We start from the raw sequence: 24,824 nt of genomic DNA on the forward strand, positions 1-24,824 counted from the left end.
ATTGTTGGTCAAGGGATTATAAAACGTCTATCATGGGAAAAAAATCGAATAAATCAATTATGCGTAAACAAATTGTAATTATTTTCTTCAGTTTGATTAGTTTAGTAATCTTAACAGGCTGTGGCATTAAAGGTCCTTTATACCAAACTCCTGAGCAACAGCAAGAGAACTTGCCTAAAACAAGTGAAGAAATTGATAAAAACAGTGATAAATCTAATTTAGAACTTTAGGAATAACGGCATTGGACTTTTTCAATCGTAAACAACATTCATTATACGCCGAGCAATGTCAGGTCACTGAGTTAGCTAAGCAGTATGGCACACCACTCTATATTTATTCTCGAGCTACCATTGAGCGCCATTGGCATGCCTTTGATCAAGCGGCTGGAGAGCGACCACATCTTGTTTGTTATGCCGTAAAAGCTAATAGCAATATTGCGGTATTAAATGTTATGGCGAGATTAGGTTCAGGTTTTGATATTGTTTCTAAGGGTGAGTTAATGCGCGTGCTTGAAGCAGGCGGCGATCCCAAAAAAGTGGTTTTTTCTGGTGTAGGAAAAACCTCAGAAGAAATAGCTTATGCACTTAATTTAGATATTTATTGTTTTAATGTTGAGTCATCGGCCGAATTAGATCGTATACAAACCGTAGCCCAAAGCTTGAATAAAGTAGCACCAATATCGTTAAGGGTTAATCCAGACGTTGATGCAGGCACTCATCCTTATATTTCAACTGGCTTAAAAGAAAATAAATTTGGTATCAGCATTGAGCACGCCCCTGCGCTTTATCAATATGCTGCAACGTTATCACACATTAATATTCAAGGTGTTGATTGTCATATAGGGTCACAACTCACTGAGGTTGCCCCCTTTTTAGACGCACTTGATCGAGTATTAAAGTTAGTTGATGAGTTAACCGAACATGGTATTGCGCTATCACATATTGATGTTGGTGGTGGCTTGGGCGTTTGTTACGACAATGAAACGCCGCCTCACCCAAAAGAATATGCTGAGGCTATTGCACAAAAATTGCTGGGTCGTGATATCAAACTCATTTATGAGCCGGGTCGAGCAGTAATGGCAAATGCCGGTATTTTGGTCACTGAAGTAGAATACCTAAAAGAGAGTGAAGAACGTAATTTCGCTATTGTAGATGCCGCAATGAATGATTTGATCAGACCTGCGTTATACCAAGCATGGCAAGCTATTATTCCTGTTGAGCAACGCGATGATGTTGCTAGCGCTCAATATGATGTTGTTGGGCCAATCTGTGAAACCGGTGACTTTCTAGGTAAAGATAGAAGTTTAGCCATACGTGCCGGTGACCTGCTAGCTATTCGCAGTGCTGGAGCTTACGGTTTTACCATGAGCTCAAATTACAATAGTCGACCACGAGCTGCTGAAGTAATGGTTGACGGTAGTGAGAGTTATTTAATCAGAAAACGCGAAACCTTAAGCCAGTTATGGCAAGGTGAAAGCATATTACCTTCATAGTGGAAGATTAGCGTAAATGTTAGTAAATTTTTCTAAAATGCACGGTTTAGGTAATGATTTTCTCGTGCTCGACAATGTAACGCAAAATGTTTACTTGTCGAGTGAGCAAATTAAACAACTTGCCGACCGAAATTTTGGCGTTGGCTTTGACCAAGTTCTGGTCGTTGAGCCTCCGTATGATCCTGATTTAGATTTTCACTATCGCATATTTAATGCTGACGGCAGTGAAGTTGGGCAGTGTGGCAATGGCGCGCGTTGTTTTGCAAAATTTGTCCGTTTAAAAGGCTTAACCAATAAGCATAAAATTAAAGTTTCAACACAATCAGGTAAAATGACCTTGTTTGTTGAGCGTGACGGTAATGTTTCGGTCAATATGCCGGTACCGCAATTTGAACCGCCGAAAATTCCATTTACCGCGCAAAAAGCAGAAGGTACTTATATTCTGCGAAGCGAAGAAGAAACCGTGCTTTGTGGTGTTGTATCTTTGGGTAATCCACATTGTGTATTAACGGTAGATAACGTCAAAGAAGCACCAGTAGAAACTTTAGGTAAAGCATTATCATTTCATGAGCGTTTTCCTCAACAAGCGAATATCAGCTTTATGGAAGTAGTTTCACCCGAATACATTAAATTACGCGTATACGAACGTGGTGCTGCTGAAACACTAGCTTGCGGCAGTGGCGCTTGTGCTGCTGTGGTGGTTGGTCACATGCAAAAGAAGCTTAATAGACAAGTATTGGTTGATTTACCCGGCGGACAATTAAAAATATTTTGGAAAGGCCCCGGTAACTCAGTAAAAATGACAGGTCCCGCCGTGCACGTATTCGACGGGCAAATAAACCTATAAACAAGATAAACCTATGCAAATAAATGATCAAAACCTAATGTCTGATGACGAAATAAAGTTAACTGACGAGTTAATCGTAAGCTATCTACAAGAAAATCCTGAGTTTTTTAATCGTCAAGCTGACTTAGTTACAAGTTTAAGACTGCCCGATCATCAACGTGGCACTATTTCTTTGGTGGAGCGTCAATTATCTCAACAGCGACAAAAAATTCACAATTTAGAAGAAGAAATTACCCAGTTAATGGTTATTGCTAATCAAAACGAACAACTGTTTGCTTTATACAGTGATCTCTATTTACGTTTACTTGATTGTACTACCGCCGTTGAATTACTTGATTGCTTACACCAAGCAACTACACAATTGTTGTCGTTAGATGCATTGAAATTATGGTTAATTCAGCCAACTAAAGTTAGCCACAGTACTTTAATTGACAATGATTGTGCTGAAATAATTGAAAATAGATTAAGTAAAGATGACTACTATTTTGGCCGTTTACAGCAAAGTGAACAAGCCTTAATTTTTGGTGAAGCTAACGCAGGTTCAGTGGTTTTGGTAAGACTTACCCACAACCAAGAAGATATTGGTTTTCTGGCGATTAGTAGCCAAGATGCTGAACATTTTGATCCTCGTATGGATACTTTGTTATTGAGCCAATTTAAAAAATTGATCGCTAAACTTTTACATCAGCAACTATTTTAGGCTAAAACACCGTGAGATTTTATCGCCGTCTACATCCTTTTCATGCCATTAGCTTTGATTTAGATGATACCTTGTACAGTAACCACCCAATTATGTTGGCTACCGATACTAAGATGATCGCCTATTTTAAAAGCATTTTCAGCGATTATGGTCTTGATAGTAATTTATACGGCTTTGATATCAGCTTTTGGTGGCCTTTTCGCCAACAAGTTATTGCGCATTCACCCGCCTTAAAGCACGACATCAGCTTATTAAGAGAAAAAAGCTACTACCTTGGCGCGCTTTCATTAGGTTTGACTAGCGCCGAAGCACAGTCAGTCGCTGATTCAGCATTAGGTTATTTTGTTGAGCAACGCAGTAACTTCTCTTTGCCACAACATACCCATGATTTTCTTAGCTTTCTCAAAAGCAAAGTGCCTTTAGTCGCGATAACTAATGGCAATGTAGATACCGATAAGATAGGGATCGCTAAATACTTTAGTGCACACTTTAATGCCTCAACTGATAATAAATTAAAACCTGATCGTGATATGTTTGATAAAGCGTGCAAGGTACTAAAAATTAGTCCTAAGCAATTACTCCATGTCGGCGATTGTGGAAAAAATGATGTTTTTGGCGCAATTAATGCTGGCTGCCAAACCGTCTGGCTAAACCCATATCAAGTAGGTAAACCTCTGAAAGTTCTTCCTACACTTGCCCTTGATCACCTAGAGCAACTTACCCATATTTTTACGTAAATAATTGTATTTACTTATTTAACGATTAAACATTTATCTGCATCTGAATGTATTCATTAGCTTAGGCAACGGATAGCGTTATCAAAATAGTGCTGAACTTGTTATGATAGCGGCATAATTTTGCTTTTGATTTTACCTTGCTATGGATGTTTCTGAATTACTTGAATCGTTAAACGATAAACAACGCGATGTAGTCGCCGCACCCCTACAAAATATGTTGGTACTTGCTGGTGCTGGCAGTGGTAAAACACGTGTTTTAGTACAACGTATTGCTTGGCTGATGAAAGTTGAGCATGCATCTCCTCATAGCATTTTAGCGGTTACTTTTACCAATAAAGCCGCGGCAGAAATGCGTGCCCGAGTTGAACAAACCGTTGATGGCAATGTGCACGGAATGTGGGTAGGTACTTTCCATGGTTTAGCACATCGTTTATTACGTATGCACTTTCAAGAAGCAAAGCTACCTCAAGCCTTCCAAGTACTTGATTCTGACGATCAACTTCGTATGGTTAAGCGTATTGTTCGTTCATTAGAATTAGACGAAAAGCGTTGGCCGCCAAAACAATTTCTTTGGTATATCAATGGTAAAAAAGATGAAGGTTTGCGCCCTCACCATATTGATGCTCAACATGACGTAACAGAAGAAACATTTGTTAAAGTTTATCGTGTTTATCAAGATACTTGTGATCGTGCAGGCTTAGTCGATTTTGCTGAACTATTATTGCGTGCTCATGAGCTTTGGTTAAATAATCCAGAGTTATTAGCTCATTACCAGCAACGTTTTTCGCATGTACTCGTAGATGAATTTCAAGATACCAATGCGATTCAGTATGCTTGGTTGAACCTGTTAGGCAAGAAAAGTGGTAATGTCATGATCGTAGGTGATGATGACCAATCTATCTATGGCTGGCGTGGGGCTAAAATTGAAAATATTCAACGTTTTTTACAAGACTTTGATGGTGCTAAAACCATTAAGCTCGAGCAAAACTACCGTTCTACCGCCAATATTCTCAATGCTGCTAATCAGTTAATTGGCAACAATAATAATCGTCTTGGTAAAGACCTATGGACCGAAGACGATGCAGGCGAAAAAATATCTATCTACACCGCATTTAACGAAATAGATGAAGCGCGCTTTGTTGCCGGACGTATTACAGACTGGAAAAATAAAAAAGGCTCATTAGATGATGTCGCTATTTTATACCGAAGTAATGCCCAATCTCGTTTAATGGAAGAAGCCTTAATTCAAGCGAAATTGCCTTACCGTATTTATGGCGGTTTACGATTTTTTGAACGTCAAGAAATTAAAGACGCACTCGCTTATTTACGTTTACTCAATAACAGAGACGATGATGCGGCATTTGAACGTGTTATTAATACCCCAACACGTGGCATTGGCAATCAAACCCTAAGTTTAGTGCGTGACGCTGCAAGAAGTTTGGAAAGTACCTTGTGGCAAGCTTGTCAGCACATGGTAAAAAATGAAGAGCTAAAAGGTCGCAGTGCGAAAGTTATTCAGCAGTTCATTAATGTTATTGATCAGTTAGAAGACGACTCAAGTCACCTCAACCTCGACCAACAAGCTAACTATGTTATTCAACATTCTGGCTTAAAAGCTATGTATCAAGCGGAAAAAGGCGAACGTGCTGAAGCCCGTATTGAAAACTTAAATGAGTTAGTTACTGCTTGTCAAACCTTTGAAGTTGACCCTGAACTGGCAGAAGAGCAAAGCCCACTGACGTCATTTTTAACCCATGCTGCCTTGGAGTCTGGTGAATCACAAGCCGATGATTATGAATCTGCTGTGCAGCTTATGACCATGCATTCAGCTAAAGGGCTTGAGTTTCCATTAGTCTTTATTGCTGGATTAGAAGAGGGCATGTTCCCTTCTCAGCAGTCAGTTGAAGACCTTAGCCGCTTAGAAGAAGAAAGGCGTTTATGTTATGTTGGCATGACACGAGCAATGCAAAAGCTCTATTTATGTCATGCAGAAAGTCGTCGATTGTATGGCCAAGAAAAACATCATAAAGCGAGTCGTTTTTTAAGAGAGCTACCTGACACTTGTACCGAAGAAATTCGTATGCAAAGCCAAGTTAGCAAGCCAAGAACCACAGGTAAATTTTCTTCTGCGCTAACCCTTGAAACCTTTGGCAACTCAGGTTTTAAATTGGGTGAAAATGTTCGTCATACTAAATTTGGTGACGGCGTGGTATTAAATTACGAAGGCAGCGGTCCTCAAAGTCGTATTCAAGTGAACTTTGCAGATGTAGGCTGTAAATGGCTAGTTGTTGCTTATGCTAATTTAGAGAAGCTTTAGGAATTAGACTCTTCATACGAATAACAAAGCGAGTTAACCTAACTCGCTTTGTTAACTTACCTCGCTATATTACCGCTATTTTAGCTGCTTTACGCCTAGCTTTTACTGAATCAAAACTAAATATTGCTAATGCGGTCCAGATACATGCAAATGTAATTAATTTAGCAAAATAAAGCGGCTCTTCATAATAAAAAGTTGCTAAAACAAACATAATACTTGGGCCTATATATTGGAAAAAACCCAGCGCTGTCAGCGTCATACGTTTGGTCGCAGCACTAAAACATAATAAAGGTGCGGTAGTAACAATGCCGGTACAAATTAATAATGTATTTAATGACATCGTATTTTCAAACATATTAGTTGTAGTGGTTTGTAGAAAAAACAACCAATAAATTAAGGCGATAGGTAGCATCATAAGTGACTCTATTAAAAGTCCTACGAATGAATCTAAAGGCATTTTTTTACGCAATAAACCATAGGTACCAAAAGTAGCGGCTAACGCTAATGATATTATCGGCAACGAGCCAATCATTATAAGTTGAATGAGCACGCCAATGAATGCCAAGCCAACTGCAAATAACTGCCAAAATCTTAAACGTTCGCCTAAAAACACTACGCCTAATGCAACACTAAATAGTGGGTTTATGTAATATCCTAAGCTAGCATCGAGCAAATGATCATTGTTAACAGCCCAAATAAACATAAACCAATTTACCGCTAAAAAAGTTGCCGATATGGTTAACTGCATGACTATCTTGGGTTGTGTAATAGTGGCAATAAAATTGCCCCATCGTTTGGTCAGTAAAACAATTAACGTCAATAAAATTGTCGACCAAACGACGCGGTGTACAAGAATTTCATCGGCATTGATATGGTCAATGAGTCTAAAATATAATGGGGCAATCCCCCACATTGTATAAGCACTAATCGCGAAAATAATACCGCCACGAAGTGCGTCTTTTTCAATTGTTGGCATGGAATAAACTTGCTGGCTAAGGTGAGCTAAAGTATCGATATAATATCATTATTCAATTGAACAACCTATCGACAAGTTAAAAGTATTAAGCAATATAAGATTCATTAACCATGCACTTTTACAGGGCAAAGCTACTCTTTCATTTTACGTAAAATACCTGTGTTTACCTTAATAATCAGACTGAGTTTTATTCATAATAAGAAATTCACTGTAAAAATAAAAATAAACCTCCGCACAACGCCTTTACTACTGTAAAATGTCGGCTGATTTAATTAAATAAGACTTCCTGTTGCAAGCCATTTCTCCTACAACATTAACTGAATCTCTGAAACATCACTTTGGTTATCAGGCGTTTCGCCCTGGCCAAGAAGAAATCATCAATCATGCTCTTCAGGGACGAGATAGCTTAGTGTTAATGCCGACGGGTGGCGGAAAGTCGATGTGCTTTCAATTACCAGCAACCATTATGCCCGGTGTTACAATTGTAGTTTCCCCCCTGATAGCCTTAATGAAAGATCAAGTTGACGGTTTAGTTCGACAAGGTATTTCTGCTGCGTTTGTTAATTCGTCACTTGATACCGAGACCATCAACGATATTTTTAGTCGTTTAGGTCAAGGTAAAATTAAATTACTCTATGTTGCCCCAGAGCGACTGAAAAATTATTACTTTATCCAGGGCTTATCTCAGCTCAATATTAGCCTTTTTGCAATTGATGAAGCGCATTGTATATCACAATGGGGTCATGACTTTCGCCCTGCATACACGCAATTACATTTACTTAAACAAAACTTTCCGCACGTACCTGTGATGGCATTAACCGCAACGGCAGATGTCACCACTCGACGCGATATCCTGCAACAATTGGCATTAAACGATCCTTATATTCATCTTGATAGTTTTGATCGACCCAATATTCGTTTTACCTTGGCAGAAAAGTATCAGGGTGAGCAGCAAGTTATTGGTTATATAAAAAAACGTAAAGATGAATGCGGCATTATTTATTGCAATAGCCGCTGGCAAGTAGAAAAACTAGCAAAACGTTTAGCTGAAACGGGTATCAATTGCTCAGCGTATCATGCCGGTTTAGAGTCTGAAATTCGTAATATTATTCAAGATAAATTCGCCAAAGATGATCTGCAAATTGTAGTAGCTACAATTGCTTTTGGTCTCGGTATTAACAAATCTAATGTGCGTTTTGTTATTCATTATGAACCACCAAAAACAGTCGAATCTTATTATCAAGAAATAGGCCGTGCAGGCCGTGATGGCTTGCCAGCAGAAGCACTTTTCCTTTATGACGAAAAAGACGCTGAACGCATTAACAAACGCATTAGTGAAGGTGAAAACGAACAACGAGTTAATGTAGAGCTTCAGCGTTTTCAGGCGATGCGTGGTTTTATTGATGCACAAACATGTCGTCGCAGAGTTGTTTTAAATTACTTTGCTGAGTTTACTGAAAAAAGCTGTGGTAATTGTGATATTTGCTTAGATCCTCCAAGCCAGTTTGATGCGACACAAGCTGCACAAAAAGTACTTTCGTGTGTATATCGAATTGAAGAAAGTGGTGATGTTGAGTATGTTATTGCGGTTTTACGCGCAGAGCTCAATACTAAAATGACCCAACTTGGTCATGATAAAGTATCAACTTTTGGCATTGGCAGAGACAAAACACCGAGCTATTGGTTTTCAATCGTACGACAGTTAATTCATTTAGGCTATCTACAACAAGATATTGCTGCCCAGTCAAACTTGTGTCTAACCCAAGCCGCTGGAGATATATTAAAAGGTAAACACCCCTTAATGTTAGCCGCACCTCGTTTGCAAAAAGCGAGTTACTGGCAAAGTAATAAACGTGAAAAAGCCTATGATAGAGTTTTATTTGCTAAGTTAAGATTGTTACGCAAAGAAATTGCTAAACTTGAAGATATTGCGCCGTTTATTGTTTTTAACGATGCCACTCTCTCTGAATTGGCAAGGGTAAAACCAACGACTTCCAGACAAATGCTCAATGTTAGTGGTATTGGCGACACCAAACTTGCCCGCTATGGCGAGCCTTTTTTATCTTTGATTAAACAACATCAGAGTTAAGTGTTAATTTTAAAGACAAAAAAAGCGCTTAATAGCGCTTTTTTTAACATAACGGTAAGGTTACTTAAGGCTTGCGTAGTATGCCGCGATGTTCGCAACGTCTTCATCAGATAATGCCATTGCCATAGGTGCCATTACTGGATCTTTACGGTTACCCGATTTAAAATCTTTTAATTGCTTTGCAAGGTAAGCTTCTTTTTGACCAGCAAGATTTGGGTACATAGGAACAGCAGAAATACCAGCAGCACCGTGACAAGCTGCACACATAGCAGATTTTGCTTTACCGGCAGCTGCGTCGCCAGCGAATGCTGGTGAAGCCATCATAACAGTAGCAGCAACGGCTAAAGTAAGTTTTTTCATAGATAATATCTCTCTTTGGTAAATAATTTTAAGGGATCCTCACTTGATTATATGTAAAAAAATTACTGTTGTCGTTGCTTTTTTTAGCTTCGCGCTAGGATAAAAATTAATCTATCGCATTACTGCATCAGTATATGTTTTCAACCATTAATTATCATGAAGAAGAAACGGTATGCTCAAAGAAAATAATATAGAAATCATTAACCTTGAAGAAATTAGTTTAACTACACTTCAGATCTTTTTTAATGTTGAATGGACAATGGATGATAAAACGGCGGTTATTGATTATGTGCTACAGGTAACATCGGCACAAACGCTAGAGGTATTAGAGGGCGCTGATCTTTATTGTTTGAGAATCAAAATTGCTAACAGTGTGTTTTTACTAAACTTTGAAGAGTATAGTCATGCTTGCTGGATCGAGTGCGCTACTGAACAAGATAAAGACGATTTAGAAGGTGTTAAACAGCTTTTATTAATCAAATAAAATAACGTTAACTTACTACTGATCATTAAAGTCATATTAAAAATTTTATAGTTTAAACAGGTAAAGTTGATGGAAAAGATACTTATTAGTAGCTGCTTTTTAGGTAATAAAGTGAGGTACGACGGTGGGGATAACTTATTAGTTAATACTACATTGTTACGCTGGCAAGCAGAAAATCGCTTAGTGGTTATCTGCCCTGAATTAGCAGGAGGATTAAGTACGCCAAGGCCTCCTGCAGAACTAAAAATGGTTGGTGATAGCATTCAAGTTAAAACAATTACGGGTGATGATGTTACAGATGAATTTGAAAAAGGAGCAAATAAAGCATTATTACTTTGTCAAAAATATAATATTCAATATGCGCTGATGAAAGAATCAAGTCCATCCTGTGGCAGCACGAGTATTTATAATGGTCAATTTAGCCAACAGAAAATTGCAGGGCAAGGTATTACCAGTGCATTATTGAGATCAAACGGGGTGAAGGTATTTTCAGAAAAAAACTTAGCGCTATTAATATCTGAAATAGGCGCAAATTAATTATTAGCAATACTCACGTAATTAGTTCGAATATTAGCGTTATTGTTTATTAATGCCCGTGTTTGGCTAATGATATTATTAGCACTGGTTGCAACATTATAATCACTCACACCAATACTTAATGTCATTTGCGGTAATCTAGTGCCTGATTTACTGGTAATAAACCTTAATTTTTCAACACTCTGCCGTATTTTCTCAGCTACTTCTCCGGCAACAATACGCTTTACATCTGGCAGCAAAATCAAAAATTCATCTCCAGCAGATCTAACAGGCAAGCCACTTTCACCGACATAACTGCTCACTTTAGTAGCAATTTTTGTCAGTAATACATCGCTGATCAATGGGCCTAAACTTTCATTCATCTTAGCAAACTGATCAATATTAATTACGATTGCAGAAACTTGCTTGGCGGGATCATCAGAAAGCCAAAGCTCTAAATGTTGATTCATCGCTTTAAGGTTAAATAGACCGGTGAGTGGATCTAAGTAAATTTCTTTTTTCACATCGTCTAACTCAGAGCGCAATGTCTCAGTAGATTTTTGTGAAGATTGAAGCTGTTTAGCAAGCTTCTCTTGTTCAAGTTTAAATCGCTGAGTCGTGATACGTATCTGTTTAATGGCGTTAAATATTTCACTTCTGTCAGTAGACTTTAAGTTGGCAATATTCTCGTCTAATTCAGTCACTAAACGTTTTGTATTCAGTGATGACTGTTCGTTATTAGTTTGCAAATCAACCAATACTTCATCGAGATCGTCAATTAACTCCCCTCTAAAAGAACTTTGTCCTAAAATATATTGACGATACATTTCTTCTAAGAAAAAGTTATCTAGTTTCTTTTTTGACGCTAATTGCTTTTCAAGTTCAGAGTTAAGACTTTTTGAATGCTTATTAAGGTAACCGTAGCTTACCGCATAATTAATTGGAGTCGCGGCTATATGCCATAACTGCAATTGTTTTATGGCGGCGTGCATTTTTTGTTCAGCTTGTGCTATTGAATCATGATACTGCACTATGCCAACTTTTCATTTATGTTCTTACGACAATCAGCGGATGGGTTATTGTCCAGTAATTTTAGTAAAAGTACCATGCTAAAATGTATAAACAACGACAACAATGCCGATTTAATAACAAAATTAATCTTTAACTGAAAACTTTGCTTTATAAATAGTTTCGATTTGTTATGGTGATTAAATAAGTGGGTATTTTTATAAAATTAATTTTTGAGATTTGTAATGAAAGTTCTTTCAATCACTATGTTTGTTGTTCTATTGGTTATGGCTTGTCAGTCGACCAAAACTCCTACCGCTTTAATCAGCCATAATCTCGAACAAATCATTACAGATTATCAACACTTTAAAGACCATCAAAGTCCTTTTAATCAAGATATTTCCGGCGATACTAATAGCCGATTACCTGACTTATCTCCACAAAACTTACAAAAACAACATAAAATATTGGCCGTTATTTACCAAAGATTATTAGCAATAAATAGTAACAAGCTCAATCAGACAGAAGCTATTAATCATTCAGTTTTGTCCTATAGCATAAAAAATGAACTAGATAGTTATACTAACAAAGAACACTACATGCCATTAACTGCTGAATCAGGATTTCATGTCTGGATTAGCAGAATTAAAAGCCAAGTTAGCTTTAAAACCGAACAAGATTACCTCGATTATATTGCACGATTGAATGCGTTGCCACGATACTTTTCTCAACAAATGTATTGGATGGAACAAGGAATAGCTTCAGGCATTACCCAACCAAAAATTGTCTTAGAAGGCTTTGAAGAGTCAATTAAAGCATTTATAAAAACTGACGCTAGCTCAAGTACCTATTATCAGCCATTTTTAACGTTGCCGGCATACTTTACTCCACAGCTGAAAGCTCAACTTAAAGAACAAGCCATGAAAACTATTGCTGAAGTTGTGATGCCGAGTTACCAGCAATATTATGATTTCATGGTCAATCGATATCAACCCAATGCCAGAGCCAACATAGCGGCTAATTCTTTACCAAACGGCGACAGCTATTATGTTAACCGGTTACAACACTATACAACCTTACCGATTTCTGTTGATGAAGTGCATAACACGGGCTTGGCTGAAGTAAAACGCATTAGGCTTGAAATGGACACCATTATTGAACAACTTAACTTTACTGGAAACTTTGCAGATTTTGTTCATTTTTTACGTACTGATAAACAATTCTATGCCACAAGCCCTGAAGGTTTATTAAAAGAAGCGTCCTTCATCGCCAAAAAAATGGATGCCCAATTACCAAAACTATTCAAAACCTTGCCACGTACCCCGTACGGCGTGATAGAAGTACCCGCAAATATTGCGCCTAAATATACAACAGGGCGATACTCTGGTCCCTCGCGAGATGACCAACCGGGTAATTATTGGGTTAATACGTATCGACTAGACCGTCGACCGTTATATGTTTTAGAAGCATTAACGTTGCACGAAGCGGTACCCGGTCATCACTTACAAAGCTCTATTGCCCGAGAAATGGAGAATGTACCTAAGTTTAGAACTAGCACTTATATTTCTGCTTTTGGCGAAGGTTGGGGACTCTACTCAGAATATTTAGGTAAAGAAGCTGGTTTTTATCAAAGTCCTTACAGCGACTTTGGCCGCTTAACCTATGAAATGTGGCGAGCCTGCCGATTAGTTGTTGATACTGGCATGCACGCTAAAGGTTGGAACCGAGAACGTGCTATGGACTATTTAGCCAATAATACGGCACTGTCACTGCATAATGTAAAAACTGAAATTGATCGTTACATCTCTTGGCCAGGACAAGCCTTATCTTATAAAATGGGTGAACTAACCATCAAAAAGTTACGTCTTCATGCTGAGAAAAACTTAGGAACATCGTTTGATTTACGAGAGTTTCATGATCAAATTCTAAAAAATGGCTCTATGCCATTATCAATGTTAGAAGCGGTTATTTTTGACTATGTTGAAAAGAAAAAAGCTCAAGATAAAGCACTGAAAGCAGAAACGAAATAATAGGGATTAACGTGAAAACAAAGGAAGGCACGCAAAGTTACCAGAGATTACGATGGAGAACCGGTAAATTAAGATAAGCCCCCACTATATCTAAATTTTGCAGTTCCGCTATCGTAGGTTGCCCCTTAGATCGGTAACTTTGCGTCTCCAATTTTCACTGGATTTGCCCTTGTTGAGCTTAAAAAGCTCATCTACGATTATAAGTAATGTATTCTATTTGTAAACCATTATTAATCTTAGCCATAAAAAGATAATTTAAATTAATGAATATTAACAATTTATTAGTCATTTATACCATTATACTTTAATACGAATTATGTTTAGATTAACGTTAAATCTCTCCATATCGGCTAAATGACTACTTAGAGTGATAACGAGTAGTCGAGTTAATAAGGTAAATTAATAAAATACTTCCTGAAAAATGTAAAAATCTCGTAGTGAACTGAACACTTTTCGATACAATACGCCTAAAGTAAAAATAGTAAGCGTCCCCAATCTACCAATGGAAGTTAACGCTCAATGAATCGAATACTGCTAGTTGTTTTAATAAGTTTGTTCATATCACTTTGTGCTCAAGCGAACGACACTAATAGTGGCGTTAACACACGCGAAGCAATAAACGATTATTATCTTCTGAGGAAAGAGTTATTGCTTGCACAAGATGTTGTCGATACCGCACAAGCCGTAGTCAACAATAGAGATCAGTTCAGTTCAAATATTGTCGCGAAGGCCTTCTCTCTTTTATCGGATGTGGCTTTTAATCAAGGCAACTTACTCGTGGCATTCCAATTTGCACAATACGGTAGTGAAATTGACAAAATAGATGTCGAATTACAACTGGACTTAATGTTAAAAATTGCACGAGGTTATTATGCACAAGGTAACTATATTCAGCTAAAAGATACCTCTCAAAGCGCGGCATGGTTGGCTGAACAAGCAAATGATATGAACTATCATTTACAAGCACTTGCCTATTCTGTCGTAGCTTATGCCTTAAGCGCTGAATACGATCTGGCGGTAAAAACGCTCAACAAGGTTGAAACTTTACTCAGTCAAAACCAAACAAATGTTGATCAAATAACATTGCTAGAAACTATTGCCCAAGCACATTTTTATTTATCAGAATATGACAATGCTGTTGAACTGCTCAACAATGTAATAAAACTACGCATCGATATGGCGAGAACCGAAGGCATTGCCCACAGTTACCATTTAGTAGCGAATGCTTACTTCCAACTGCAACAATATGATGATGCTTACAATGCTTTTTGGCAGTCATTACAGTTTGCCAAACAATATAAACTCGTAATTCACGCAGCCTATGCCGAACTTGGCTTAGGACAAGTATTATATGAACAACAACAACTTAAACCAGCAAAAGCACGATTAATGAACGCACAGGTAGTATTTAATCAATACAATTTAGTACGTGTTAAGCTGTCGACTAAAATTAGCTTAGTAAAAGTGATGTTTGCTTTAGGAGAACAAATAGAAGCCGAAGCAATGTTAATTTCAGCACAATCACTAGCTAAAAACATTGTGCTTTCACCACAACAAATAGAATTGTATTTACTATTAACCGACTACTATAAAGCAAAAAACAACTTGCCACAGGCTATCAAAAATCAGAGCCATTATTTATCCTTATATCAAGGGTTGTACCCCAACGTCAGTGTAAAAGATTCATTTGCTACTGCCGCAATATCAACAAGCGATAAAGCTAAGAAACTTGCTTTAAATTTGGCTGAACAAAGCCAGCTAAGTTTAGAGTTCAACGAAAAATATGCCCAACAAAAAATGCTCATTATTCTCCTTGCTTCACTTTTAAGCTGTAGTGCTATTTTTATAATTTTTTGTCGCTTTCAAGCTCACCGGCTAAAACTTAACCTCAGTTACGATGAAATAGAGTTACCGCAAAACCAATTAGCACAGCCAGTACAAACTAAACGTTGGTATCAACAACAGTATAAAATTGCCAGAAAATATCAATATGACATATCTATCATTTACTTAAAGATAGAAAATTGGCAAGAGCTAAGCTTTCGCTTTAATCGCAAGATTCTAGCTGATGTCAGTAAAGTTTTGGCCATTATCATTAATGAAAATATTGATGAAGAAGACTATGCCGGCATCATAAGTACTGGCGAATATTTATTCTTATGTCCACATCAAAATATTGAGCAAGCACTAATAAAGTTTGATCGAATAAAACAGGCAATAAATACCCGTTTTTTTGCTAATTTAGGAGACTTCTCAGTCAAGGTTGTTTTCGCGGTTGACTCACCCAGTATTCAGGATATTGATCCCTACGTATTTCTTTCTCGCCTGAGTGAATGCGCTGATAGTGAATAATAGAGGAGGGGGTTTATCTTAGTGAAATTATTTATCGTCGCTTGGTATTCAGTAAAAAAAATAGCAATAAAAAAGCCGCTTATGAAGCGGCTTTTTTATATCGAAATTGGAATTAAAGTCTAACAGTGAGGTTTGGTGATGTATTAATTTCGCCGTCATCAGAGATTGTAGCTGCATTACTGTCACACAACAAAATTGCAATATTACCTGCTTTGCTGTTGCGAATAAAACAAAGATCATAACCAAACTGTGTCAAACTGCTAGTCGCAAATTTTTGCGCAAGCGACAGTTTGTCCCACAAATTAGATTGTTCTGCGGTATATTGTCGTCTTTCTAGTAATACTTCTCGTTCAAGAACTGCGTGCACGATGGCCTCTTTATCACGTTAGTAATACGTATTACATATCCATAGTATACGTTTTATTGTTGAAACATATCGTAGATCATTGCTAAGATCAACTATTAAGATTCAAATTTTTATAAATAAATTCTGCTGGTTAGCCAGTTTGCTATTGTGCATATTTTTATAATCAGGATATTTAAAAGCTTATTTCGTTATTCTAAGTGTAATAGCAGGTTATAATAAATAAGATTTGTCATAGTTAAAGAGGGTAAAGTTTTTATGAGTCAAGTATTGGATGATCTTTCAGCACTTTTAAAATTAGAAATAATAGAGCAAGGTATTTACCGAGGTGAAAGTCAAGATTTAGGCTTTAGAGCATTGTTTGGTGGCCAAGTAATGGGCCAGGCATTGTCGGCTGCCCAAGAAACCGTTGCTGAAACTCATAATGTACATTCTTTACATTCGTATTTTTTAAGACCTGGAGATGCCAGCAAGCCTGTGGTTTATCAGGTTGAAAACATTCGAGATGGCAAAAGCTTCAATACTCGTCGGGTAAACGCGATTCAAAATGGTCAGGCGATTTTTTACATGACCGCTTCGTTTCAACAACACGAGCAAGGGTTTGATCACCAAGATGTTATGCCCTTAGTCCCTGGTCCAGAAGAGTTAAAGTCATACACAGATTTCATTTTTGATAATCAAGAAGCGATACCAGAAGAGATTCGTGGAAAGTTTTTATCTGAAAAACCAATAGAAACTCGCCCTGTAGTTCAGTACAACTGGTTAAAACCTGAAAAAACTGAAGCTAAATGTCAAATGTGGATAAAGGCAAATGGCACGTTACCTGATGACCTTCGTATTCATACTTATTTATTAGCCTATACTTCTGATTTTTCTTTTTTGCCTACGGCTTTATTTCCGCATGGGGTTAGTTATTGGCAACCAAACTTTCAACTGGCGACAATAGACCATTCAATGTGGTTTCATCGACCATTTCGTATAGACGAATGGCTGCTTTACTGTATTGAAAGCCCGTCAGCTAGCAGCGGTCGAGGTTTAGTAAAAGGACAAATATTTAACCAAGAAGGTTTATTGGTCGCCTCTACGATGCAAGAAGGTGTTATGCGTCAGCGTTAGTTGTCGCCTTTTGCCAGTCATAGCCACTTGGGTGCTGAAATACTCTTAAGCCAAAAAGTGGCGCTGCGGCATATAAATGATCAAAAATATCTGCTTGTATGGTTTCATAATTCACCCAATTTTGATCACTACTGAAAAAGTATAACTCTAATGGCAAACCAACCTCATTTGCTGGTAATTGTCTTACCATGCAGGTCATATCATGATGCACTTTAGGGTGTTGCTTTAAATAAGCGGTTATATAAGCCCTGAAGGTCCCAATATTGGTTAACTGCCTTGTATTGATAGTTGAAGCTGTAATAGCACTATCGATAACTAATTCACCCGTTTGCTTTAAAATTTCGGCTTTCTTGGCCACAAGGTAATCAGTGATCAAGGTTACTGATGTCAGTTTGTCCAATTGCGCTTGGTTATAAAATCGAATACTGCCGACATCAATGACAATTGCACGTTTAATTCTTCGGCCACCTGAGCTCAGCATGCCACGCCAATTTTTAAATGAACCACTAGTTAAGGCATAAGTAGGCACAGTTGTGATGGTATTATCAAAGTTTTTAACTTTTACGGTATTTAGCCCTATTTCGATAACATCGCCATCAGCACCATATTTGGGTAATTCAATCCAATCACCAGGCGCAACCATTTTATTAGCCGATATTTGAATACTAGCAACCAAGCCTTTAATAGTATCTTGAAACACTAAAATAAGTACGGCTGTTAAAGCTCCTAAGCCACTCAGTAAATAAAGTGGTGAGCGATCTAAAATTTGCGAAACAGCCAATATCGTTGCCACTAAATAAACCACAAGCTTAATCACCTGTAATGTCGAATTCAGTGGTAAATAACGTTCACTGGCAGTTTGCCTATATAGCTTATTAATAACATTTAGTACTGAGCTAATCGTACGTGCTATCTGAAAACATAGGCCTATTTTAGCGAAAACTATCAATACCGTAGCGAGTAATGAGCTTTCATCTAACAAAAGTGGCGTCAGTAATAACAATAATATAAAAGGAATTAACAGCGAAATACGTGAAAAAACTTGATGATCAAAAAGCACATCATCCCAGGTGTTTTTTGAGGCTTTGGTTAATTTATGAATCAACACCAGTACATAGTTTTTCGCGATATAAAAACTAATGCTGCACAACATAAAAATAAATAAACAAGCAATTAACACCGAACTTAAGGTTAAATATGATTCATGTACGCCTTGCGCGGTTAACCAAGAATTGATTATTTCCTGCATTAATTATCCTTATTTGCTTGCTCTTCAAGCTGAAGCATTTTTTTATCTTTATCTAACCAAAGTTGATTAACCCACTTTTGAAACTGTATTTTATAAGCACGGTCATTAACATAGTCGCCTTTTAGCGAGTCGCCAATGTCTTGTGTTTCAATCGCAATGTTTACTCGTTTTATTTTTCCTGACAGAAAGTCTAAAAAATTGGGTTCACCATCAGGGTAGTAAATCGTGACATTAACCACTTTACTTAAATTACCTTTCATTGCTTGTAGCACAAAACCAATTCCACCCGCTTTAGGCTTGAGCAACCTTTGGAAGGGCGAGTTTTGCTTATTATGTTTTTCTTCTGTAAAGCGAGTACCTTCAATAAAGTTCATGACACTAACAGGCTTATGTTTAAATTTTTCACAGGCTTTTTTGGTTGTTTCGATGTCTTTACCTTTTAAATGTGGGTTTTTCTTTAAAAAGTGTTGGCTATAACGCTTCATGAAAGGAAAGTCGAGCGCCCACCAAGCCAAGCCAAGTAAAGGCACATATATTAATTCTCTTTTGAGAAAGAATTTCAAGAATGGAATTTTACCGTGAAAAACGCGTTGCAAAACTAAAATATCGGTCCAGCTTTGATGATTACTAATCACCAAATACCAGTCTTTCATCTTAAGTTTTTCAAGGCCTGACGCATTAATTTTTGTTTTGGTGAATAACTTTTGAATAAAAGTATTAAAAAGCACCCAGTTGCTGGCCATTTGATCGAGTAAATAGCTAAAGAATTTTTGCCATAAAGGAATAGGGCCAATGGCTTTTAATAATGAAAATATCAGTATTGGCACTAGCCAAAGTATAGTATTAACAATATACAAAATAACTGAAAAGCAGCCAATAATAGGGCCAGGTAAAAAATGTAGCATATAAATAACCAAAAATTTAGGAACTAAATTACTGGTTATAATATTAATGGGTTTCGCACATATTTTCAGTAAAAATCGTTAAAAAATTACCAAGCTAATAATGGTTAGAACTAAAAGCATTTATTTGAAGTGCAGCGATAAACTGCAACGAAAGTCATGAAAGCATAATTTATGATGCATTTTACGTAGCAGTATAAATTGAGAATTCAACGATATAAGTTACTGCAAGGCAAAAGTAATATGGATAAAAACGCACCATAAATTTATTGCCCTGCGTATAATTTGATTAAAATACATTATTAACATAGTTAAATATTAGCTTAAGTGCACTAATTCCATAAACCATTAGAAAATAGTAAACAAGTCTAATGTAATTGCAAAATTTTATTGCAAAACACCTGTGTTTCGAGGCAATCTTAACTAATAGAAAATAGAGGGGTTGTCATGAATTTTAATCGTGTGGTAATAAAAGTTGGCAGTGCATTAGTTTCACCTGATGCTCAAGGCTGCAGCGGTAAGTATATACTAGCCATTGCGCGTTTTATTACTCAATGCCAACAAGCAGGCAAGGAAGTTATTTTGGTCTCTTCTGGTAGTGTTGCTGCTGGTAGGGGCTTAATTGCTCACGGATCATCCAACCCTTCAATTCCAACAAAACAAGCAATGGCGTCGGTTGGGCAAATGAAGATGATGGCTAATTGGCAACGATTTTTTGATGTGCCTTGCAGCCAACTGCTAATCACCCATGGTGATTTAAAAGACCGCCAACGTTACATTAGTATTAAAAACACCTTAAGAATATTACTAGAAAATGGCGTTATTCCTATTGTTAACGAAAATGATACGGTAGCAACTGAAGAATTAAAAGTAGGTGACAATGATAATTTAGCAGCATTAGTTGCGGTAGTCAGCGAAGCCGATAGCTTATTCATTTTAAGTGATGTAGACGGTGTTTTTGAAGAAGATCCACGTAAAAATCCACAAGCTAAGTTAATACCAGTAATAGACAAAATAGATGAATCTGTTTATGCCATGGCAGGGGCTACGAATAATCATATTGCGACTGGTGGTATGAAAACAAAAATTCAAGCAGCAGAAAAAGCAGTAGAAAATGGTATCGAAACCTATATTTTAAATGGTAGTCGTGGTGAAGTTTTTGAGAATATTTTGCAAGGCGAAAATCCAGGAACTCACTTTGTTGCTAAAGAAAGTGCAACTCGAGCACGCAAACATTGGCTAAAACATACCTTAAAAAGCAATGGTCGCGTGTTATTAGATATTGGCGCCGTGAGTGCCTTAAAAAATAAAGGTGCTTCTTTACTTCCCTCAGGAGTCACTGATGTATCCGGAGATTTTAAAGTAGGCGATTGTATTGATATTTATGACGCTAAAAACGGTGAACATATTGCCAAAGGTATTAGCCAATATAACACCCGTGATCTTAAACGGATTAAGGGCTGTAAAAGTGATGAAATTTCAGCTTTACTTGGCTGTTGTCCAAGTAAAGTGGTTATGCATCGTGACGATATGGTGATGTTATAATAGCTGAGTTAATGCGATTATGGGTTTATCGTTAAACAAATAACCGCATTAAAACTCTTAACTAAAATTCCACTCTTAAACCATCTTCTACTATCGATAAGCTGGAGGGTGTAAATTGAAATAAATCATTACTAATGTGATCAAAATCAATCAATACTGAGATAGGTAAATGTTGTCCAATCGTATTTTTGATTGTATTAATAGATTTCTCAGATTTTGGAAAGGTATTATCTATCACTTCAAATTGGGTAATTAATGGATTACTCACTTTCAAAGCGTTTGTTGCTTTATCAAAAATAATTTGCCCCTTAAATGTCGCATCAGCAGTAAGTTTATGGCCATTATTAATAACATTTATACGCGCGGTAATAGCAACTGATTGAGTGGCGGCATAAAGCGCTAAATAAGGCTTTGAAGCTTCTAGCCTATATTCCATGTATGTTTCAACTATTGGGAACCTTAAGCTCAAAATACTATTAAGTTGACGCTCTGACATCGTTAAACCTAAAGCAAAGGCTTGCTGGCTAAAGACTATACCGGCAAAAATTAGTACGAATATTTTTCTAGTCATTACTACTACCCTATTTAAAATTTACTCGCGATTACTCTTTAAAATAAGACCAATAAGTAGCCCTATTACTAACATCAAAGCAATTAAAATAGCTCGCGGCATGGCAAAATCCCAAAACAGGAATGAAATACTCACGGTCGCCATATTCTGTAACACAATAACCAAGCAGAGAATTGATAATATTAAAATAAAATATCTATGTAACTTACTCATTACTGACTCCTAATATTAGTTTTTAAATGTACCTTTTAGAGCAAAGTATGGCTAAAAGGTTTTGAGGTATTATTACTCTCTTTAGATGCAGTGAAACAAACAAAAGTCACATCTAAATTAAAAAACTTACACTAATTCCACACTGCTTAAATGTAAACTAGATTAGTCTGTAATATCATCAAAGGTATTTTCAAATGCGGTAGTGAATCGTTGAAGTTTGTTTTGTTGAATAAATTCAGTGAGTTTTGAGACATAATGATGACCTTCTTCAGAATATTCAGTCAACGTTTCTGCTAAGGTAGCCCCTGTAAACGACGCTTCTTTTTTACGTAAAAGTGCGCGATTTTCCCTTAATGCTTTATAAGACTCATGAGTGTTTAAGTTTAAAATATAACTACGAACAGCCATGTTAATAGAATCAAATTTGGCAACTTCATGCCCTTTGCCTGATTCTCTTAACGAAGGCACCATGCCGCACCCTTGCGAAAAGCACCATTGACCAAATAAATTATTACCTTGTTTTGCAAACCGTGACGTTCCCCAACCAGACTCTATAGCTGCTTGAGTTAAGGCTAATGATGGCGGAACGTAGTCAACTCTTTTAAGCAGTTCTTCGAAGGTGTCGTTATCAATGTACTCATTTTCTAATTTATAGTTTTTTGAAATGTTAAGTAACCAAGCTTGCTGTTTAGCATTTAGCTTGGCTATAGGAACACTTTTGAGCATATTAATGAGTTTTCTTAACTGTAATACGTGATTGTTTTCGGCTTGAATAATAGGATATAAGGTTGCAAAAAAAGCTTCCTTTTTTTCTTTTACATCCTTAATTTTAGAAAAATCCGGCAAGCTTTTCATGCTTGCGTTAACCTTTGCTTGAGCTTTAGGTAATAGCGCTGAATGATCACCCGAAATAATACTGCCTAAGAGCACAAAAATAAAAAGTGCACATAAAAATAAAACGGGGATTTTCAATTTGATCTTACTTTGCATGCCGAGCCCTAAGGTTGATTTAACATTGAGTATTATATCATTTGATTAGCGTTGTAATTTTTTTTATTTAAAAGATTACAACGCTAAATTTTACAGTAAAAAATGCAAAATAACCTTGATGTAAGCACTTAACACTTCAAAATACTTTGTGTGATTTACTTGTCTTGATCCTCAGAACGAGCACTGACAGCCATTTTTTCTAATGCACGTTTATAGCGCATTTTTACGGTGCTTAATTTCTCCTCAACTACCAAAGCTATATCGCCAAAATCAAGATCACCTGCAATGCGAAACACAACAATTGAGCGTTCTTCTAGACTCAATTGCGCTAACAGGTGATCAATACCTTCTTCACCGGCTGTTAAGCTATTTTGTGTGTCATCAACTGCTACATGTTCAGCTTCATCAAGGTCAACTAAATCAAGTTGCTTCTTCCTAAGCCGAGTTAAAGCTTGGTTGTGTGCAATTCGATAAATCCATGTTTTAAAACTGGCACGGTCTTCAAATTTAGCGAGGCTGTTAAACACATTTAGCATAGTGTCATTTACCGCCTCTTCTGCTTCTTGTGTTGAGCCTAAATATCGATAACAAACTTGTATGAGTTTTTTATGATACCGATGAAAAAGCACTTCGTAGGCCGTTGTCACATAAGGAAGTTGCAGTCGTGCAATCCGCACAAGCTCAGCATCATCTTCTTGAGACAAGCGATCAGAGACACGATTATTCTCGCCCTCTGATATGGTCATTATGTTCTCACTTTTCTTTGGTTGTTTTACTTATCTTAGCTGTTTTACTGGCTTTAGCCGCTTTACTCGGCTTAGCTAACTCACTCATTTTTGTAGTAAGATACTTTTCTGTTAGCAGATCTTGATTTGGAATACTTAAACGCTTACCCGCTTTATTTTCAATTAACGTATTGACCGTTGATACTGAGACAACATTACCGACAAAACCATCAAATTCAACTTCATCACCTGGAGATAACTGCTCTCTTGCATAAATACCAGAAACAATACTGTTGGCGATAGTTTTAGTACCTAAGCCTAAAGCTAAAGCGAGTGCGATACCTAAGCTAGCAATAAGGACAGTGAAAATGGTATTAAGCAATGCCATTTCTAATTCAAGTTGACCTGTAACTAGTGAAAAAGTAATAAACAGCACCAATAATTGCAGAACACGCCCTGCTGCTGCACCATATTCAACGCCTAAACTATCAAGCGAACTTTCAACTTGAGTTTTCACTAGGTTCGCAATAAATAAACCTATAAGTGTAATAACCACAGCACCTAAAAGTTTAGGTAAGTAGAGTACAAATTCATCAAGAATTGCCGAGAATCTATCTAAACCTAAAGTGTCTGCGCCAGCCACAAGTATAATCAGTACAAAAAACACATAGAGTAGTTTGCCAATCATTTCAGATGGGGTTAACTTTACACCCAAGGTTTTAATTGCTTTGTCGACACTTAGTTTTTGACATAGTTTATCAAAACCAAGTTTTTCTAAAATTTTAGCCACCCACTTTGTAATTATTTTAGATATAAATAAACCAATATAGATAACAATTATGGTGGCAATTAGGTTCGGTAAAAAACCTGCTATTTCAGTCCAAAAGCCAGACAGTGCATTACTGAATGATTGTGTCCACACATCTAAGTTCATTATAATTCTCCGGTGTTATTATTGTTTTTTAATGATTTTTGATTTAATAATATTTGTTTTTGTTGATTGTGTAGTTCAAGTTTTCGTTTTGCAGAGTACATAGAAGCTCCAAAGCCAAGAAATAATACCCAAATCCAACCGACAAAAAGTCCAGATACATCTTTAACCGCTGTTATATTTGCCGATGTTGATAATACTTTTTTCAATGCTTTATCTTCGTCAGATTGAGGCGTATTCTCTTGCCACATAGTTCTCAATTTGTCTTCGTCAAAACTCATTTTTGCTCTCCAGAAATAAAAAGAGATGC

25 protein-coding genes and 1 riboswitch are annotated in these 24,824 nt (G+C 37.0%); of the genes, 13 read left to right on the plus strand and 12 right to left on the minus strand.

What is annotated here, in order from left to right; genetic code table 11:
- The first annotated feature begins 59 nt into the window (after nt 1-59).
- From DBO93_RS17830 to uvrD, 6 genes are all read left to right on the plus strand, one after another.
- The gene (locus DBO93_RS17830) at nt 60-230 is read left to right on the plus strand and encodes a lipoprotein (RefSeq protein WP_162533827.1); all 171 of its coding nucleotides are present in this window, start codon (nt 60-62) and stop codon (nt 228-230) included.
- 11 nt (nt 231-241) lie between these two features.
- Nucleotides 242-1,492, plus strand: coding sequence for a diaminopimelate decarboxylase (lysA, locus tag DBO93_RS17835; protein WP_108457532.1), 1,251 nt, complete (start codon nt 242-244; stop codon nt 1,490-1,492).
- Between the two features lie 16 nt (nt 1,493-1,508).
- Entirely contained in the window at nt 1,509-2,339 is an 831-nt protein-coding gene (gene dapF, locus DBO93_RS17840; RefSeq protein WP_108457533.1) for a diaminopimelate epimerase, read from the plus strand.
- Nucleotides 2,340-2,352: 13 nt separating this feature from the next.
- The gene (locus DBO93_RS17845; protein WP_239059038.1) at nt 2,353-3,039 is read left to right on the plus strand and encodes a DUF484 family protein; all 687 of its coding nucleotides are present in this window, start codon (nt 2,353-2,355) and stop codon (nt 3,037-3,039) included.
- An 11-nt stretch (nt 3,040-3,050) separates the two neighbouring features.
- Nucleotides 3,051-3,776, plus strand: a complete 726-nt coding sequence (locus tag DBO93_RS17850; protein ID WP_108457534.1) for an HAD-IA family hydrolase — start codon at nt 3,051-3,053, stop codon at nt 3,774-3,776.
- 142 nt (nt 3,777-3,918) lie between these two features.
- A complete protein-coding gene (gene uvrD / locus DBO93_RS17855; RefSeq protein WP_108457535.1) occupies nt 3,919-6,093 on the plus strand; it encodes a DNA helicase II in 2,175 nt (724 codons plus the stop codon).
- Nucleotides 6,094-6,157: 64 nt separating this feature from the next.
- Here the strand turns inward: uvrD and rarD are convergent, their stop codons facing one another.
- The gene (rarD, locus tag DBO93_RS17860; protein ID WP_108457536.1) at nt 6,158-7,069 is read right to left on the minus strand and encodes an EamA family transporter RarD; all 912 of its coding nucleotides are present in this window, start codon (nt 7,067-7,069) and stop codon (nt 6,158-6,160) included.
- Between the two features lie 289 nt (nt 7,070-7,358).
- Between rarD and recQ the strand changes: the two genes are divergently transcribed.
- Nucleotides 7,359-9,158: a DNA helicase RecQ gene (gene recQ / locus DBO93_RS17865; protein ID WP_108457537.1), complete on the plus strand. Its 1,800-nt coding sequence runs from the start codon at nt 7,359-7,361 to the stop codon at nt 9,156-9,158.
- 60 nt (nt 9,159-9,218) lie between these two features.
- On the opposite strand, the gene DBO93_RS17870 is transcribed toward recQ, so the two are convergent.
- Nucleotides 9,219-9,518: a cytochrome c gene (locus DBO93_RS17870; RefSeq protein WP_108457538.1), complete on the minus strand. Its 300-nt coding sequence runs from the start codon at nt 9,516-9,518 to the stop codon at nt 9,219-9,221.
- Between the two features lie 172 nt (nt 9,519-9,690).
- Here DBO93_RS17870 and DBO93_RS17875 point away from each other — a divergent pair, with 172 nt between their 5' ends.
- On the plus strand, nt 9,691-10,002 hold the full coding sequence (locus tag DBO93_RS17875) for a DUF3630 family protein (protein WP_108457539.1): 312 nt from the start codon (nt 9,691-9,693) through the stop codon (nt 10,000-10,002).
- A 69-nt stretch (nt 10,003-10,071) separates the two neighbouring features.
- Complete coding sequence (locus DBO93_RS17880) at nt 10,072-10,539, plus strand: DUF523 domain-containing protein (RefSeq protein ID WP_108457540.1); 468 nt, start codon at nt 10,072-10,074, stop codon at nt 10,537-10,539.
- On the opposite strand, the gene DBO93_RS17885 is transcribed toward DBO93_RS17880, so the two are convergent.
- Nucleotides 10,536-11,549: a GGDEF domain-containing protein gene (locus DBO93_RS17885; protein WP_108457541.1), complete on the minus strand. Its 1,014-nt coding sequence runs from the start codon at nt 11,547-11,549 to the stop codon at nt 10,536-10,538. The two genes, DBO93_RS17880 and DBO93_RS17885, sit on opposite strands and share 4 nt — an antisense overlap.
- 222 nt (nt 11,550-11,771) lie before the next feature.
- On the opposite strand from DBO93_RS17885, the gene DBO93_RS17890 reads away from it, so the two are divergent.
- Together DBO93_RS17890 and DBO93_RS17895 are read left to right on the plus strand one after the other, a co-directional pair.
- Entirely contained in the window at nt 11,772-13,556 is a 1,785-nt protein-coding gene (locus DBO93_RS17890) for a DUF885 domain-containing protein (protein WP_108457542.1), read from the plus strand.
- A gap of 95 nt (nt 13,557-13,651) precedes the next feature.
- Nucleotides 13,652-13,734: riboswitch (cyclic di-GMP riboswitch) on the minus strand.
- A 341-nt stretch (nt 13,735-14,075) separates the two neighbouring features.
- Nucleotides 14,076-15,908 (plus strand): hypothetical protein, encoded by a 1,833-nt coding sequence (locus tag DBO93_RS17895; RefSeq protein ID WP_108457543.1) that lies wholly within the window; start codon nt 14,076-14,078, stop codon nt 15,906-15,908.
- Between the two features lie 112 nt (nt 15,909-16,020).
- Here DBO93_RS17895 and DBO93_RS17900 read toward each other — a convergent pair whose 3' ends face one another.
- Nucleotides 16,021-16,275 (minus strand): hypothetical protein, encoded by a 255-nt coding sequence (locus DBO93_RS17900; RefSeq protein ID WP_108457544.1) that lies wholly within the window; start codon nt 16,273-16,275, stop codon nt 16,021-16,023.
- A gap of 255 nt (nt 16,276-16,530) precedes the next feature.
- Here DBO93_RS17900 and tesB point away from each other — a divergent pair, with 255 nt between their 5' ends.
- Complete coding sequence (tesB, locus tag DBO93_RS17905; protein ID WP_108457545.1) at nt 16,531-17,388, plus strand: acyl-CoA thioesterase II; 858 nt, start codon at nt 16,531-16,533, stop codon at nt 17,386-17,388.
- Here tesB and DBO93_RS17910 read toward each other — a convergent pair.
- Complete coding sequence (locus tag DBO93_RS17910; RefSeq protein WP_108457546.1) at nt 17,372-18,637, minus strand: mechanosensitive ion channel family protein; 1,266 nt, start codon at nt 18,635-18,637, stop codon at nt 17,372-17,374. The two genes, tesB and DBO93_RS17910, sit on opposite strands and share 17 nt — an antisense overlap.
- Complete coding sequence (locus DBO93_RS17915; RefSeq protein ID WP_108457547.1) at nt 18,637-19,542, minus strand: acyltransferase; 906 nt, start codon at nt 19,540-19,542, stop codon at nt 18,637-18,639. The genes DBO93_RS17910 and DBO93_RS17915 overlap by 1 nt, the downstream gene beginning before the upstream one ends.
- Nucleotides 19,543-19,986: 444 nt before the next feature.
- On the opposite strand from DBO93_RS17915, the gene proB reads away from it, so the two are divergent.
- The gene (proB, locus tag DBO93_RS17920) at nt 19,987-21,084 is read left to right on the plus strand and encodes a glutamate 5-kinase (protein ID WP_108457548.1); all 1,098 of its coding nucleotides are present in this window, start codon (nt 19,987-19,989) and stop codon (nt 21,082-21,084) included.
- A gap of 61 nt (nt 21,085-21,145) precedes the next feature.
- On the opposite strand, the gene DBO93_RS17925 is transcribed toward proB, so the two are convergent.
- The 6 genes from DBO93_RS17925 to DBO93_RS17950 form a co-directional block, all read right to left on the minus strand.
- The gene (locus DBO93_RS17925) at nt 21,146-21,655 is read right to left on the minus strand and encodes a hypothetical protein (protein WP_108457549.1); all 510 of its coding nucleotides are present in this window, start codon (nt 21,653-21,655) and stop codon (nt 21,146-21,148) included.
- A 21-nt stretch (nt 21,656-21,676) separates the two neighbouring features.
- Entirely contained in the window at nt 21,677-21,868 is a 192-nt protein-coding gene (locus DBO93_RS17930; RefSeq protein WP_108457550.1) for a LapA family protein, read from the minus strand.
- A 162-nt stretch (nt 21,869-22,030) separates the two neighbouring features.
- Entirely contained in the window at nt 22,031-22,858 is an 828-nt protein-coding gene (locus DBO93_RS17935) for a glucosaminidase domain-containing protein (RefSeq protein WP_108457551.1), read from the minus strand.
- Between the two features lie 155 nt (nt 22,859-23,013).
- The gene (locus DBO93_RS17940) at nt 23,014-23,604 is read right to left on the minus strand and encodes a sigma-70 family RNA polymerase sigma factor (protein WP_108457552.1); all 591 of its coding nucleotides are present in this window, start codon (nt 23,602-23,604) and stop codon (nt 23,014-23,016) included.
- Nucleotides 23,605-23,611: 7 nt separating this feature from the next.
- Nucleotides 23,612-24,517, minus strand: coding sequence for a mechanosensitive ion channel domain-containing protein (locus DBO93_RS17945; RefSeq protein WP_108457553.1), 906 nt, complete (start codon nt 24,515-24,517; stop codon nt 23,612-23,614).
- A complete protein-coding gene (locus DBO93_RS17950; RefSeq protein WP_108457554.1) occupies nt 24,517-24,795 on the minus strand; it encodes a hypothetical protein in 279 nt (92 codons plus the stop codon). Before DBO93_RS17950 ends, DBO93_RS17945 begins: the two co-directional genes overlap by 1 nt.
- Between the last annotated feature and the right edge of the window lie 29 nt (nt 24,796-24,824).

The sequence above is a fragment of the Colwellia sp. Arc7-D genome (genome assembly GCF_003061515.1).
GTDB lineage: Bacteria > Pseudomonadota > Gammaproteobacteria > Enterobacterales > Alteromonadaceae > Cognaticolwellia.